We start from the raw sequence: 13,697 nt of genomic DNA, 5'->3' as shown, positions 1-13,697 counted from the left end.
GGTTGGCCCCCCCTGACGGCTGTGTATACTTACCGCCATTTTAACGCCCTGGAACCTCCTTGATGGTTGATCACCTGATTGCATTTGCCACTGCCCACTACCTGCTCGCGGGTGCCTTCGTCATCCTGCTGGCGCTGCTGATCGCTCATGAAATGAGCCGCGGTGGCCGCAGCCTGAGCACGTCGGAGCTGACCGCGCTGGTCAACAAGGATGAGGCCGTTGTCGTGGATATTCGCCCGGCCAAGGATTTTGCCGCCGGCCATATCGTCGGCGCCCTGAACATTCCGCAGGACAAGCTGATCGCACGCTTGCCCGAGCTGGAAAAATACAAAGCCAAGACCATCATTCTGGTCGACGCCCAAGGCCAGCACGCCGGCACCCACGCCCGCGAGATGCTCAAGACCGGTTTCACCGCCGCCAAACTGTCCGGCGGTATCGGCAGCTGGAAGGCCGATAACCTGCCGCTGGTGAAGTGATATGAGCCAGGTTGTCGTTTATTCCAGCGATTATTGCCCTTACTGCATGCGAGCCAAGGCTCTGCTGGAGAAAAAGGGCGTTGCCTTCGAAGAGATCAAGGTCGATGGCAAGCCCCAGGTGCGCGCCGAGATGACCAAGAAAGCGGGACGCACGTCCGTGCCGCAGATCTGGATCGGCGACAAGCATGTCGGTGGTTGCGATGACCTGTTCGCCCTAGAGCGCGCCGGTAAGCTTGATGCGCTGCTGCTCGTCTGACTCCTAACCCCTAAAAGACCCCAAGATCAAGAAGGATCTGCGATGACTGACCAACAGAACACCGAAGCAGCGCAAGACCAAGGCCCACAATTCTCGCTGCAGCGGATCTACGTGCGTGACCTGTCGTTCGAAGCGCCGAAAAGCCCGGCCATCTTCCGCCAGGAATGGACCCCAAGCGTTGCGCTGGACCTGAACACCCGTCAAAAGGCACTGGAAGGCGACTTCCACGAAGTCGTGCTGACCCTGTCGGTCACCGTCAAAAACGGCGAAGAAGTGGCCTTCATCGCTGAAGTGCAACAGGCCGGCATCTTCCTGATCCAGGGCCTGGACGAAGCTTCAATGAGCCACACCCTGGGCGCGTTCTGCCCGAACATTCTGTTCCCGTATGCCCGTGAGACCCTGGACAGCCTGGTCACCCGTGGCTCGTTCCCGGCGCTGATGCTGGCTCCGGTGAACTTCGATGCCCTGTACGCGCAAGAGCTGCAGCGCATGCAAACAGAAGGTTCGTCGACCGTTCAGTAATGGGCCCGACGCAGTACCCAATGTGGGAGGGGGCTTGCCCCCGATAGCGGTGGATCAGTCACATAGTTGTCGACTGACACTCTGCCATCGGGGCAAGCCCCCTCCCACATTTTGTTTTGTGTGTTATTTAAAACCGAGTTGGCGCCAGCCTTCGTACACAGCGACGGCCACGGTGTTGGACAGGTTCAAGCTGCGGCAGCCCTCACGCATCGGCAAGCGCAGGCGATGGCCGTCGGGCAGGGCGTCGAGCACCTCGGCCGGCAGGCCACGGCTTTCCGGGCCGAACAGGAAGGCGTCGCCTTCGGCAAAGCTGGCGTCATGAAACGGCCGCGAACCCTTGGTGGTGAACGCGAACAGCCGCGGGTGGCCCAGGCTTTCCAGGCAACTGGCCAGGTCCGCATGGCGCTTGAGCGTGGCGTACTCGTGGTAGTCCAGCCCGGCGCGGCGCAGGCGCTTGTCGTCCATGTCGAAGCCCAGAGGCTCGATCAAATGCAGGTGGCAGCCACTGTTGGCGCACAGCCTGATAACGTTGCCGGTATTCGGCGGAATTTCTGGTTGAAAAAGGATGACGTGAAACATGCACGGCTCCGAAGGCAAAGATGCGCTGCATTCTACCCCCGAAGACGACCCAAGACCGAAGCTATTGCCCAGGGTTTTGGGCTCATTGGCGATTGTCGGGTTGATGATCGGCCTGATGATCGGCCGCCTCACCACGCCGGACCCGGTCGAGCTGCAACACGTCGAGACCGCGGCGGACGGCCTGGTGGTGTGGTTCAACAGCGAACCCAAGCTGCACGGCGAACATATCGACGGCACCGTGGCGCTGCTGTTTGACGCGCTGGGCAAAGCTGCCAGCGGGCAACTCAAGGTCAATGACAATGACGTGAACTGGCGCATCCGCAAGACTGATGGCGGCCTGCTGCTGAACCTGGTGGCGGCTCGGCCGTTGCGCGGGGAGTGGAAGGGAGAGAAGGCCGATGGCCGTTGGCGGTTGCAGATCCATCTGCGCGAGGAATAAAAGAGGGAATCCCCGGCCTGCCTGTACCAAGGTTCCCAAAACGGGCTGGGGCTACGGGCGCTGTGCCACGTAAGCCCCGGGTGTAAAGAAGGGAGTTCCCGGCCTGCCTGTACCAGGGCTCCCAAAACGGGGTGAAGCCAACGGCTTCGGTATTAAAGAGGGAATCCCCGGCCTGCCTGTACCGAGGTTCCCGAAACGGGTGTGGGGCGCGACGCGATCCGCATCAAGCACCCCGGGTGTAAAGAGGGGATTCTCGGCCTGCCTGTACCAAGGTCCCCGAAACTGGGTAGTACAAGGGTTATTGCAGGGCGCGTGCCAGAACTTGCAATGGGTGCAAAAAAAATTGCCAGAAAGCTCAAAGCCCCGAAATACGGGGCTTTGGGGTTTTCGATGTGCAAGATTTTTTCAACGAGGTTGAGGTTTCAGGCGTTAGATACGTGCCCGATGCCGGTTCATGGTGCATTGAAGCGGTGCACGGTCACGCAACCTTGTGGCGATCCGAACGTGCAGACAATCAAAATGTGGGAGGGGGCTTGCCCCCGATAGCGGTGTTTCAGTCAGCGAGTGTGTGGCTGATACACCGTAATCGGGGGCAAGCCCCCTCCCACATTTGATATTCAGTGGATGAGAAGGCTGTGATCAGCCTTCATCACCCTCATCATCGTCGCCGCCATCGACCTTCATCCCCAGCTCCTTGATCTTGCGCGTCAGGGTATTGCGGCCCCAACCCAGCAGCACGGCGGCGTCGCGGCGGCGGCCGGCGGTGTGCTTCAAGGCGGTTTCGATCATGATCCGCTCGAACGCCGGTACGGCGCTGTCGAGCAGGTTCGACTGGCCGCGTGCCAAGGCCTGATCAGCCCACTGGCGCAGCGCCTGTTCCCAGTTGGTCACGGGTGCCGAGTCCTGCGGCAGGCTCAGCAGCTCCGGCGGCAGGTCGCTGATATGCACTTCGCGACCCGATGCCATCACGGTGATCCAGCGGCAGGTGTTTTCCAGCTGACGCACGTTGCCTGGCCATGGCAGGTTTTTCAGGTACTCCTCGGTCTCGCTTTTGAGCAACTTCGGCTCGACGGCCAGCTCTTGAGCGGCGCGGCTGAGGAAGTGGCGAGCCAGCGTCGGAATGTCTTCGCGGCGATCCGACATGCGTGGGATGTGAATGCGGATAACGTTCAGGCGGTGGAACAAGTCCTCACGGAATTTGCCCGCGTGCACCAGGGTTTCGAGGTTCTGGTGCGTCGCTGCGATGATGCGCACATCGACCTTGACCGGCGTGTGCCCGCCCACGCGATAGAACTCACCGTCGGCCAATACGCGCAGCAAGCGGGTTTGGGTGTCGGCCGGCATGTCGCCGATTTCATCGAGGAACAACGTGCCGCCGTCCGCCTGTTCAAAGCGCCCACGACGCAGGTTGGCCGCGCCGGTAAACGCGCCTTTTTCATGGCCGAACAGCTCGGACTCCATCAAGTCCTTGGGAATCGCCGCCATGTTCAGCGCGATGAACGGCGAAGCCGCCCGCGGGCTGTGGCGGTGCAACGCATGGGCCACAAGCTCTTTACCGGTGCCAGACTCACCGTTGATCAGCACGGTGATGTTGGAGTGGCTCAAGCGCCCGATGGCGCGAAACACTTCCTGCATCGCCGGTGCTTCACCGATGATTTCCGGGGTGCGAGTCAGGGCCGGCGGGGCTTCCTGGCTCTGCTGTTCCTGGGCGTGCTGGTTGGCGCGCTTGACCAGCGCCACTGCCTCGTCCACGTCGAACGGCTTGGGCAAGTATTCAAACGCGCCGCCCTGGTAGGACGCGACAGCGCTGTCCAGGTCCGAGTGCGCGGTCATGATGATCACCGGCAGGCGCGGGTGCTGCTCGCGGATGCGCGCCAGTAAGTCCAGGCCACTGGCGCCGGGCATGCGGATGTCGGAGATGATCACGTCCGGCTGCTGGCGCGCCAGGCGGCTCATCACCCCGTCGGCGCTGTCGAAGCTCTGGGTGGTCATGCCTTCCTGTTGCAAGGCTTTCTCGAGGACCCAGCGGATAGAACGGTCGTCATCGACGATCCAGACAGTTTCACTACGGCTCATGTCGATGGGGCTCCTTGTTCCAGAGGCAGAAAGATCGAGAAGGTGGTGTGGCCGGGATGGCTCTCACACTCGATCAAACCCTGGTGCTGGCTGATGATGTTCTGGGTAATGGCCAGGCCCAGCCCGGTACCGTCCGGGCGGCCGCTGACCATGGGAAAGAAGATGGTTTCCTGCAGTTCTGCAGGAATGCCCGGACCGTTGTCGATGATCTCGACCTTAGTGACCAGGCGGTGGCGCACATGGCCGATGGTGAACTGGCGCAGGGCACGGGTGCGCAGGCTGATGCGGCCCAGGCGCAGCTCGTTCTGGCTGCTGATGGCCTGCATGGCGTTGCGCACGATATTGAGCACGGCCTGGATCATCTGTTCGCGGTCGATCAACACGTCCGGAATGCTTGGGTCGTAGTCGCGTACCAGGGTGATGCAGCCTTGGCTTTCGGCCTCGACCAACTGGCAAACGCGCTCCAGCACTTCGTGCACGTTGGTCATCGCCAGCGACGGCAATTTGTTGGAGCCGAGCATGCGGTCCACCAGGTTACGCAGGCGGTCGGCTTCTTCGATGATGACGTTGGTGTAGTCCTTGAGGTTCTCGTCCGGCAGCTCGCGGGCCAGCAATTGCGCGGCGCCGCGAATCCCGCCCAGCGGGTTCTTGATCTCATGGGCCAGGCCGCGCACCAGCATCTTGCTGGTTTCCTGCTTGGACAGCTGCGCTTCTTCTTTAGTGATACGCAGCAAGCGGTCGCGCGGGTGTACTTCGAGCAGCAGCAGGGTGGCGCCGTTGCTCAGGATCGGGGTGACCGCGTAGTCGACGGTCAGGGTCTGGCCGGTGAGGGCGGTGAGCATCGCTTCGCGCTTGGTGAACGGGTGTGCCTGCTCCACCGCCTGGCGCAACGAGCTCAAGGCTTCGGCCGACTCGGTGAACAATTCGCTGATGAACTGCCCATGGCTGCGCTGGCCGCTGATGGCCAGGAGCATCTCCGCCGCCGGGTTCATGTACTCAAGACGCAGGTCGTCATTGAGCAGAATGGTCGCGGTGGTCAGGTTGTCGAGTAACAAACGGTGCAGTGCATCGCTAATGGTCATCAGGACCTCTTTTGGAGCAAGGCGCGGGCTTGAGGCACACGCTGATACAAGGAAAATGCAAAAACCAAACCAAGGCTCCGAAAAGAAGCGTTAAAGCCCTGAAATAGGGGTTTAAGGCGCGAAACTGTGGCGTTCTGCCAGCTCACTCGGGAAGATTCGAACCAAAATGGGCTGTCAGGGTGGGAAGGGTGCGGCGCTACGCACCAATATAGTGCAGTTTTGCGAGGTCTGTTCAGGAAGGTTTTTTAGGCGTGCTTTTACGATTGTTCAGGCAGGGCTTGATGACCTCGCGCAAGCCTTTGCTGTCTTTGGGCAGGATGAACTCGGCGCTCAGTGGCGAATCACCGGGAATCGCGGAGGGAATGGTCATCCTGATGAGCTGGCCACCCATGTCGTCGGTGATCCACTCGCGCAGCTCCTGGCGGTTGGCGGGCATGGTGAGTTTGAACAGCACGCCGTGCTGCTGCGTGGGCTCGGCGCTGTAATAGCCGTTTACGCGGTAAGTGCGGGGTGGAAGCACGCCGGTGGTGAGGCTGAGCGGCCCGGTGGAGCGAGCATCCGGGCCTTCATAAATGCCGGGTTTGAAATGCAACTGGTCGGTGTGGGTGAGCAGCGAGATCATTGGGCGCAAGGGCGCGCTGTAGCAGGCCACATGCAGGATCGCCATGCTGGAATTGCCGTCGTGGGCGGCGATGCCATTGATGCGGGCATTGATAATCGTGCTTTGCGGGTAGGGCGCTTCTACCGTCCACGCCGTGGGCTCAAGGTCGAGGGGCGTAGGCGGTGTGGGTTTTTGCGCTGCGGCGATTGGGCTGAGCGCGAGCGTCAGTGAACACAGGGTCTTACAGATAAGGTTCATCGCGAAGACATCGGCGAGTGGCGGCAGGACGCTGCATCGTAGGGGGTCGATGGCCTGGGATGTATCAGACATTTCCGCGATTTAACCAAGGTTCGGGAAAGGGCCTTCAATGAAGCAGGCCCTTATCCTTCAAGGCGTGTAGACGCACAACTCGGCTGTGGCGCGGGTCATTGCGATCTGCACCAAGGGATCGTTAAGCGGTTGATGCACGGCCAGGGCTACCCAGTGCGGGCACTGCGGGTTGCTGCGCTCGGGGCCGAAGTCAGCTAATTGTTGCAGCATGCGCTTTTGCAGTTGGTCCAGTTGGGGCCGAATCTTGCCGGTCAGGTCCGGGCGCGGCGTATCGGGCGCCTTGCCTTTAAACTGCCAGTCGGACAGTCGGGTGTATTGCACCAGTTTATTCGCCTCTATCTGCGCGGAGAAAAATTGCTCCGCCGCCTCGGGCGAGACTTTGTAGTCGGGGGCCTGGGCTCTCGCGCTGGCGATCACAGCCTGTTCGCGAGGTCGGTCTTCCACGGCCTTGTGGCTGTCCCATTTGCTCAGTGCGACCTGGTCGGCGATGGTCAGGCGCTCGGCGATGCTATTGAGCAGCGGTTCGAGTGTCGGCGGCGCGGCGCTGGCCGTGGCGCTGGCGAACAGCAAGGCAAGTACGAGTCGATGTTTCAAAGGCGATCCCCTGTAGGCACGAGCGTGTTCGAAGGTCGCCAACGATAACGCGTAATTATTGAAGGCGCGCGGCACGCATGAGGTTTTTTGCGCGCCGCCGTTGCCCGGCGGTTATTGGCGCCGGGCGGCATCAATCGGTGTGGGAGAGCGGCATGCCCGGGCTGCCGGCATAAAACACCAGTAATTCCACCGGTGTATCCCCTGTGACGCCTCGATGGACGATGTTGACCATCTCGGCGAGTGTCTGCCCTTGTTTGAAAACCTGAGCGTGACCGCTGTCGCGGCTTTGCACGGTGAGTTCTCCACGGAGTATGTAAGCCGCGTTGGGCATCGGGTGTGTGTGCCAGGCGAGGGTGGTGTGTGGCGCAATCTTGAGCTTCAGCAGTGTCAGCTCCGGGGCGCTTTGGGGGTAGCCGGTATAAGGCGTACCGTCCCAGGATGCGCTGCTTTGCAGCAGGATTTGCCTTTCGATTGGCGCAAGGGCGTTGGGCGGGGTGCCACACCCGTGCAGGAACAGGCAGGCGATGAGCGCGAGCGAGCGGTTGTCCATGATTTGATCCGTTGAGCAGAGTAGTGCTTCAGGCTACGGGCGTGCGGTCGGGATGGATGTCGGGCGAGGCGGTAAGTCTGCGCAGTTATCTGCCTGCGTGATGTAAGAGGTGGGCGTGGTAGGTGCCGCAGCGCCGCCAGAAACACGATGGCCCTGATTGGCATCGACCGCCGCCTTCTGCCGCGCCGCGCGGGTAGCTTCGATATTTTTTCAGGCATAAAAAAGGCCTCCCGAAGGAGGCCTTTTTTGTCACGCTGCTTTAAGCGGCGCTACCGGATCAGCAGCTGTAGTACAGCTCGTATTCCAGTGGGTGTACGAAGGTGCGTACTTTGATTTCTTCTTCGCTTTTCAGCTCGATGTAGGCATCGATGAAGTCGTCGCTGAATACGCCGCCTTTGGTCAGGAACGCACGGCCCTTGTCCAGCTCTTCCAGGGCTTCTTTCAGGCTGCCGCACACTTGTGGGATCTCTTTGGCCTCTTCAGGCGGCAGGTCGTACAAGTTTTTGTCGGCGGCGTCGCCAGGGTGGATCTTGTTCTGGATACCGTCCAGGCCGGCCATTACCAGGGCAGCGAAGGCCAGGTACGGGTTGGCTGCTGGATCCGGGAAGCGCGCTTCGATACGGCGAGCGCGAGGGCTGGACACGTAAGGAATACGGATCGAGGCGGAACGGTTACGTGCCGAGTAAGCCAGCATTACCGGTGCTTCGAAACCTGGGACCAGACGCTTGTAGGAGTTGGTCGACGGGTTGGTGAAACCGTTCAGGGCCTTACCGTGCTTGATGATGCCGCCGATGAAGTACAGGGCGGTGTCGGACAGGCCGGCATAACCTTCGCCAGCGAAGGTGTTCTTGCCTTCTTTAGCGATGGACAGGTGAACGTGCATACCCGAGCCGTTATCGCCGTACAGCGGCTTAGGCATGAAAGTAGCGGTACGGCCGTAGGCATCAGCCACGTTGTGTACGCAGTACTTGAGGGTCTGAACTTCGTCAGCCTTGGCAACCAGGGTGTTGAACTTCACGCCGATTTCGTTCTGGCCGGCAGTCGCCACTTCGTGGTGGTGAACTTCGATGACCAGGCCCATTTCTTCCATGGCGTTGCACATGGAGGTACGGATTTCGTGGTCGTGGTCGAACGGCGGAACCGGGAAGTAGCCACCTTTGATGCCTGGACGGTGGCCTTTGTTGCCGCCTTCGATGTCTTGGTCGGACATCCACGAACCTTGTTCGGAGAAGATCTTGAACATGGAGCCGGAGATGTCGGACTTGAACTTGACCGAATCAAAGATGAAGAATTCTGGCTCTGGGCCTACGAATACGGTGTCGCCGATACCGGTCGACTTCAGGTATTCCTCGGCACGCTTGGCGATCGCACGTGGGTCGCGGTCGTAGCCTTGCATGGTCGAAGGCTCGATCACGTCGCAGACGATGATCAGGGTTGGGTCTTCGGTGAACGGGTCGAGAACGGCAGTGCTGTCGTCCGGCATCAGGATCATGTCGGAGGCTTCGATGCCTTTCCAGCCAGCAATGGAGGAACCGTCGAACATTTTGCCTTCTTCGAAGAAAGCATCATCCAGCGCGTCGCGAGCCGGCATGGTCACGTGGTGCTGAGTACCTTTAGTGTCCGTGAAGCGCAGATCAATCCATTTAACGTCATGATCTTTGATGAGTTGAACCGACTTCGACATGGTGTCCTCCGGGTGGCTTCGGGCTGGGGTAGTGGAGTTAGCCCTTAGAATGTGGGTGATGCCGGCGCGAATACTCGACCAAGGCAACCTGCCTCACAAGAGAGCAAATTGCATGCCAGTGCGCCAACATGGCCTTTTTGCCTCAAAATGGCCCCTATAAAGGTGCAATCCGCTGAAGCGGAATAAATAACGCACTGCAATGTAGCGTTAATTTGCGCAAACGACCCGTTTTGGTGCGCGTTGTGTCTGATGCATATTAACTGGTTAAACCTTGAGCGATTTCCGCTATAATCCGCGCCCCCCTTTTTCAGCAGGCCCGGCGCGCGCTGTTTCCATGAAATTAATCGTTAAAGTGTTCCCCGAGATCACCATCAAAAGCCGACCGGTACGGACGCGTTTCATCCGTCAGTTGGCCAAGAACATCCGTGCCGTGCTCCGTGACCTGGACCCGGCTGTGGTGGTGAACGGCGTGTGGGACAACCTCGAGCTGGAAACCCGTGTCACCGACGCCAAAGCCTTGAAGGACATGACTGAGCGCCTGAGCTGCATGCCGGGCATTGCGCATTTCCTGCAGGTGGATGAGTACCCGCTGGGCGACTTTGACGACATCACCGAAAAGTGCAAGCAGCACTACGGTAGCGAGCTTGAAGGCAAGATTTTTTCGGTGCGCTGCAAGCGCGCCGGCAAGCACACCTTCAGCTCCATGGACGTCGAGAAATACGTCGGCAGCAAGCTGCGTCGCGAGTGCGGCGCTGCCGGAATTTCCCTGAAAGCGCCGCAAATTGAAGTGCGCATGGAAATTCGCGACCAACGGTTGTTTGTGATCCACAGCCAGCACAACAGCATCGGCGGCTACCCGCTGGGTGCCCTGGAACAGACCCTGGTATTGATGTCCGGCGGTTTCGATTCCACGGTGGCGGCCTACCAGATCATGCGCCGCGGCCTGATGAGCCACTTCTGCTTCTTTAATCTGGGCGGGCGTGCACACGAATTGGGCGTGATGGAAGTCGCGCACTTTATCTGGAAGAAGTACGGCAGCTCCCAGCGCGTGCTATTCGTAAGCGTGCCGTTTGAGGAAGTGCTGGGCGAAATTCTCGGCAAAGTCGATAACAGTCATATGGGCGTAGTATTGAAGCGTATGATGTTGCGCGCTGCGTCGCGGATTGCCGATCAGTTGCAGATCGACGCGCTGGTGACCGGTGAAGCGATTTCCCAGGTCTCCAGCCAGACGCTGCCGAACCTGTCGCTGATCGACTGCGTGACCGAGAAGCTGGTGCTGCGCCCGCTGATTGCGAGTCACAAGCAGGACATCATCGACCAGGCCGAAGAAATCGGCACGGCGGCGTTTGCCAAACACATGCCTGAATATTGCGGGGTCATCTCGGTGAACCCCAAGACCCACGCCAAGCGCAACCGCGTGGAGTACGAAGAACAACAGTTCGACATGGCGATTCTGGAGCGTGCGCTCGAGAACGCCAAAATGGTCCCGATCGATCGTGTAATCGACGAACTGGGCCAGGATGTGCAAATCGAAGAAGTCAGCGAAGTCCTGGCCGGCCAGATTGTCGTCGATATCCGTCACCCGGATGCCGCCGAAGATGAGCCGCTGGAAATCGCTGGCATCGACGTGCAAACGCTGCCGTTCTACGCATTGAACGCGCGTTTCAAGGAACTGGATAACAGCCGTCAGTACCTGCTGTATTGCGACAAAGGCGTGATGAGTCGCCTGCATGCCCACCATTTGCTCAGTGAGGGGCATGCCAATGTGCGCGTTTATCGACCGAGCTAAGAGCCCGGGGCTGTTTGCCTGTGGCCTGCGTCACCGGCCCCCCGACTCTGCCGTCAAGCTGTAACGGCAAGGCCTGACTCTACTGTTAATCGCTGCCACGACCTGTCAGCACACCGAATCCTCTGATCGAGATACACAAGTGATCGAAAATCTACGTAACATCGCCATCATTGCTCACGTTGACCATGGTAAAACCACCCTGGTAGACAAACTCCTGCGTCAATCCGGCACCCTGGAGCGCAACGAGCTCAACGACGAGCGCGTGATGGACTCCAACGACCAGGAAAAAGAGCGCGGTATTACCATCCTGGCTAAAAACACCGCTATCAACTGGAACGGCTACCACATCAACATCGTGGACACCCCGGGCCACGCCGACTTCGGCGGCGAAGTTGAACGTGTAATGTCGATGGTTGACTCCGTTCTGCTGCTGGTCGACGCTCAAGACGGCCCTATGCCGCAAACCCGTTTCGTGACCAAGAAGGCGTTCGAAGCCGGCCTGCGTCCGATCGTGTGCATCAACAAGGTTGACCGTCCAGGCGCGCGTCCGGACTGGGTTCTGGACCAGATCTTCGACCTGTTCGACAACCTGGGTGCTACTGAAGAACAGCTGGACTTCAAAGTCGTCTACGCCTCGGCCCTGAACGGCATTGCCGGTCTGGAACACACCGACATGGCTGAAGACATGACCCCGCTGTACCAGTCGATCGTCGACAACGTACCGGCGCCAAAAGTTGACCGTGAAGGCCCGTTCCAGATGCAAATCTCGGCACTGGACTACAACAGCTTCCTGGGTGTTATCGGTGTTGGCCGTATCGCTCGTGGTAGCGTCAAGCCGAACACTCCGGTTGTCGCCATCGGCGCCGACGGCAAGAAACGCAACGGCCGTATCCTGAAGCTGATGGGTCACCACGGTCTGCACCGTATCGACGTTGAAGAAGCGTTTGCCGGTGACATCGTGTGCGTGAGCGGTATGGACTCGCTGTTCATCTCCGACACCCTGTGCCAGCCGGACAACGTCGAGGCGATGAAGCCTCTGACCGTTGACGAGCCAACCGTTTCCATGACCTTCCAGGTAAACGACTCGCCTTTCTGCGGTAAAGAAGGCAAGTTCGTGACTTCCCGTAACATCAAGGAACGTCTGGACAAAGAGCTGCTGTACAACGTTGCTCTGCGCGTTGAAGAAGGCGACTCGGCTGACAAGTTCAAGGTTTCCGGCCGTGGTGAGCTGCACCTCTCGGTACTGATCGAAACCATGCGTCGCGAAGGCTTCGAAATGGGCGTTGGTCGTCCAGAAGTGATCATCCGTCAGGTTGACGGCGTGAAGCAGGAACCGTTTGAAAACGTCACCATCGACACCCCTGAAGAATCCCAGGGCAAGGTCATGGAAGAGATGGGCCTGCGTAAGGGCGACCTGACCAACATGGTGCCGGATGGCAAAGGCCGTGTGCGTCTGGAATACAACATCCCTGCTCGTGGTCTGATCGGTTTCCGTAACCAGTTCCTGACCCTGACCAACGGTGCTGGCATCCTGACCTCGATCTTCGATCGCTACGACACCATGAAGTCCGGCGACATGTCCGGCCGTCAGAACGGTGTTCTGGTATCGGTAGAAACCGGCAAGGCACTGACCTACTCCCTGGAAACTCTGCAGGCGCGTGGCAAGCTGTTCGTTGAACACGGTCAAGAGATCTACAACGGTCAGATCGTTGGTCTGAACAGCCGTGACAACGACATGGGCGTCAACCCAACCAAAGGCAAGAAGCTCGACAACATGCGTGCTTCGGGTAAAGACGAAACCATCGCTCTGGTTCCACCTGTTCGCTTCACCCTGGAACAGGCCCTGGAATTCATCCAGGACGACGAGCTGTGCGAAGTCACGCCTAAGTCGATCCGCCTGCGTAAGAAGATCCTGGACGAAGGCGAGCGTACCCGCGCTGCCAAGAAAGCCAAGAACTGAGTTAACTCAGGCTGAATGAAAAACGCCCCCGGTTGAAAGGCCGGGGGCGTTTTTTTGTGCCTGCAGAATTTGTGGTGAATATACCGGCCTCATCGGGGGCAAGCCCCCTCCCACACTTGAATGTGCTCACAGATCAAAGGTGGGAGGGGGCTTGCCCCCGATAGGGCCCTCAACAGCCCCACAAAAATCGAATCAGAACTTATCGAGCGTCTTGAACTTCGTCTCGCGCACCACTTCCTTGGGCTTGTACGCGCAATACCCCGGCCGCGGCCCGATTTTCGGGTGGTTGCGGCACGTATCCGGGCGCTTGTCATAAATAGTGCAGAAGCGCGTCTTACGATCCAGGTACAGGCAATCGTTATTGCTCATGCGCTGCAGGGTAAAAATCTCGGATTTGGAATTGAAGCGCTCGACGATGCCTTCTTTCTGCAAGCGCTTGGCGATGTTCTTGGGCGGGTCGCCGCGCTCGAACTCATCGACGATGCCAATGCGGATCAGGTCCTTGATCTTCACCTCAACCGGCAGCGTGCAGCAGCTGGACACGCAGCCACCGCACATGTGGGCGGAATATTTCTGCCAGGTCTCGAGACGGTCGAGTTCCGCAGCGGCGATCAGTTGAGGCTTCATCAGGGTTCCAAGGTGGGGCTATATCCGGGCGCGCGATCATACCGGGATTGATGGTTTTTTGAACAATATTTTGCGGTTTTCAGCCCGAAGGCGACTCACGCACCGATTGGGCACGACCCCTGCATCAATTTT

14 protein-coding genes are annotated in these 13,697 nt (G+C 59.2%); 6 read left to right on the top strand and 8 right to left on the bottom strand.

Going from position 1 to position 13,697, the window contains the following annotated elements:
• Positions 1-62: 62 nt before the first annotated feature.
• Genes AACV02_RS27405 through secB form a run of 3 tightly spaced genes read left to right on the top strand, consistent with a single transcriptional unit; the run spans position 63 to position 1,254 of the window.
• On the top strand, positions 63-476 hold the full coding sequence (locus tag AACV02_RS27405; protein WP_078740246.1) for a rhodanese-like domain-containing protein: 414 nt from the start codon (positions 63-65) through the stop codon (positions 474-476).
• 1 nt (position 477) lies between these two features.
• Complete coding sequence (gene grxC / locus AACV02_RS27400) at positions 478-732, top strand: glutaredoxin 3 (RefSeq protein WP_053253893.1); 255 nt, start codon at positions 478-480, stop codon at positions 730-732.
• A gap of 42 nt (positions 733-774) precedes the next feature.
• Positions 775-1,254 (top strand): protein-export chaperone SecB, encoded by a 480-nt coding sequence (secB, locus tag AACV02_RS27395; protein WP_106577478.1) that lies wholly within the window; start codon positions 775-777, stop codon positions 1,252-1,254.
• A 123-nt stretch (positions 1,255-1,377) separates the two neighbouring features.
• Here the strand turns inward: secB and AACV02_RS27390 are convergent, their stop codons facing one another.
• On the bottom strand, positions 1,378-1,833 hold the full coding sequence (locus tag AACV02_RS27390; RefSeq protein ID WP_003171120.1) for a tRNA (cytidine(34)-2'-O)-methyltransferase: 456 nt from the start codon (positions 1,831-1,833) through the stop codon (positions 1,378-1,380).
• On the opposite strand from AACV02_RS27390, the gene AACV02_RS27385 reads away from it, so the two are divergent.
• Positions 1,832-2,272, top strand: coding sequence for a hypothetical protein (locus AACV02_RS27385; RefSeq protein ID WP_119738114.1), 441 nt, complete (start codon positions 1,832-1,834; stop codon positions 2,270-2,272). The genes AACV02_RS27390 and AACV02_RS27385 overlap by 2 nt on opposite strands.
• Positions 2,273-2,911: 639 nt before the next feature.
• Here the strand turns inward: AACV02_RS27385 and ntrC are convergent.
• The 6 genes from ntrC to glnA form a co-directional block, all read right to left on the bottom strand.
• Complete coding sequence (ntrC, locus tag AACV02_RS27380; protein WP_016979129.1) at positions 2,912-4,348, bottom strand: nitrogen regulation protein NR(I); 1,437 nt, start codon at positions 4,346-4,348, stop codon at positions 2,912-2,914.
• Positions 4,345-5,430 (bottom strand): nitrogen regulation protein NR(II), encoded by a 1,086-nt coding sequence (gene glnL, locus AACV02_RS27375; RefSeq protein ID WP_016979130.1) that lies wholly within the window; start codon positions 5,428-5,430, stop codon positions 4,345-4,347. Before glnL ends, ntrC begins: the two co-directional genes overlap by 4 nt.
• A gap of 232 nt (positions 5,431-5,662) precedes the next feature.
• Positions 5,663-6,289 (bottom strand): hypothetical protein, encoded by a 627-nt coding sequence (locus AACV02_RS27370; protein ID WP_119738112.1) that lies wholly within the window; start codon positions 6,287-6,289, stop codon positions 5,663-5,665.
• A gap of 129 nt (positions 6,290-6,418) precedes the next feature.
• Positions 6,419-6,955: a chorismate mutase gene (locus tag AACV02_RS27365; protein ID WP_119738110.1), complete on the bottom strand. Its 537-nt coding sequence runs from the start codon at positions 6,953-6,955 to the stop codon at positions 6,419-6,421.
• 130 nt (positions 6,956-7,085) lie between these two features.
• Positions 7,086-7,505 (bottom strand): cupin domain-containing protein, encoded by a 420-nt coding sequence (locus AACV02_RS27360; protein ID WP_119738108.1) that lies wholly within the window; start codon positions 7,503-7,505, stop codon positions 7,086-7,088.
• A 277-nt stretch (positions 7,506-7,782) separates the two neighbouring features.
• Positions 7,783-9,189 (bottom strand): glutamate--ammonia ligase, encoded by a 1,407-nt coding sequence (glnA, locus tag AACV02_RS27355; protein ID WP_034117297.1) that lies wholly within the window; start codon positions 9,187-9,189, stop codon positions 7,783-7,785.
• A 334-nt stretch (positions 9,190-9,523) separates the two neighbouring features.
• Between glnA and thiI the strand changes: the two genes are divergently transcribed.
• Together thiI and typA are read left to right on the top strand one after the other, a co-directional pair.
• Positions 9,524-10,978, top strand: a complete 1,455-nt coding sequence (gene thiI / locus AACV02_RS27350; RefSeq protein ID WP_106577484.1) for a tRNA uracil 4-sulfurtransferase ThiI — start codon at positions 9,524-9,526, stop codon at positions 10,976-10,978.
• Positions 10,979-11,117: 139 nt separating this feature from the next.
• Positions 11,118-12,938 carry a translational GTPase TypA gene (gene typA, locus AACV02_RS27345; protein WP_003217997.1) on the top strand — a complete coding sequence of 607 codons (1,821 nt, stop codon included), beginning with the start codon at positions 11,118-11,120 and terminating at the stop codon, positions 12,936-12,938.
• 192 nt (positions 12,939-13,130) lie between these two features.
• Here typA and AACV02_RS27340 read toward each other — a convergent pair whose 3' ends face one another.
• The gene (locus AACV02_RS27340) at positions 13,131-13,565 is read right to left on the bottom strand and encodes a YkgJ family cysteine cluster protein (protein WP_017529542.1); all 435 of its coding nucleotides are present in this window, start codon (positions 13,563-13,565) and stop codon (positions 13,131-13,133) included.
• Positions 13,566-13,697 lie beyond the last annotated feature (132 nt).

It is taken from the genome of Pseudomonas sp. Larv2_ips (genome assembly GCF_963879675.1).
GTDB lineage: Bacteria > Pseudomonadota > Gammaproteobacteria > Pseudomonadales > Pseudomonadaceae > Aquipseudomonas.
The sequence above is the reverse complement of the archived record's forward strand: the minus strand, read 5'-3'. Positions and strand labels throughout refer to the sequence as shown.

What these genes read in the sequence shown, in the direction of transcription:
- grxC (WP_053253893.1), top strand. Translation starts at nt 478, where the DNA reads ATGAGCCAGGTTGTCGTTTATTCCAGCGATTATTGCCCTTACTGCATG.
- AACV02_RS27405 (WP_078740246.1), top strand. Translation starts at nt 63, where the DNA reads ATGGTTGATCACCTGATTGCATTTGCCACTGCCCACTACCTGCTCGCG.
- glnA (WP_034117297.1), bottom strand. Translation starts at nt 9,189, where the DNA reads ATGTCGAAGTCGGTTCAACTCATCAAAGATCATGACGTTAAATGGATT.
- AACV02_RS27340 (WP_017529542.1), bottom strand. Translation starts at nt 13,565, where the DNA reads ATGAAGCCTCAACTGATCGCCGCTGCGGAACTCGACCGTCTCGAGACC.
- glnL (WP_016979130.1), bottom strand. Translation starts at nt 5,430, where the DNA reads ATGACCATTAGCGATGCACTGCACCGTTTGTTACTCGACAACCTGACC.
- AACV02_RS27390 (WP_003171120.1), bottom strand. Translation starts at nt 1,833, where the DNA reads ATGTTTCACGTCATCCTTTTTCAACCAGAAATTCCGCCGAATACCGGC.
- ntrC (WP_016979129.1), bottom strand. Translation starts at nt 4,348, where the DNA reads ATGAGCCGTAGTGAAACTGTCTGGATCGTCGATGACGACCGTTCTATC.
- thiI (WP_106577484.1), top strand. Translation starts at nt 9,524, where the DNA reads ATGAAATTAATCGTTAAAGTGTTCCCCGAGATCACCATCAAAAGCCGA.
- secB (WP_106577478.1), top strand. Translation starts at nt 775, where the DNA reads ATGACTGACCAACAGAACACCGAAGCAGCGCAAGACCAAGGCCCACAA.
- AACV02_RS27385 (WP_119738114.1), top strand. Translation starts at nt 1,832, where the DNA reads ATGCACGGCTCCGAAGGCAAAGATGCGCTGCATTCTACCCCCGAAGAC.
- AACV02_RS27370 (WP_119738112.1), bottom strand. Translation starts at nt 6,289, where the DNA reads ATGAACCTTATCTGTAAGACCCTGTGTTCACTGACGCTCGCGCTCAGC.
- AACV02_RS27360 (WP_119738108.1), bottom strand. Translation starts at nt 7,505, where the DNA reads ATGGACAACCGCTCGCTCGCGCTCATCGCCTGCCTGTTCCTGCACGGG.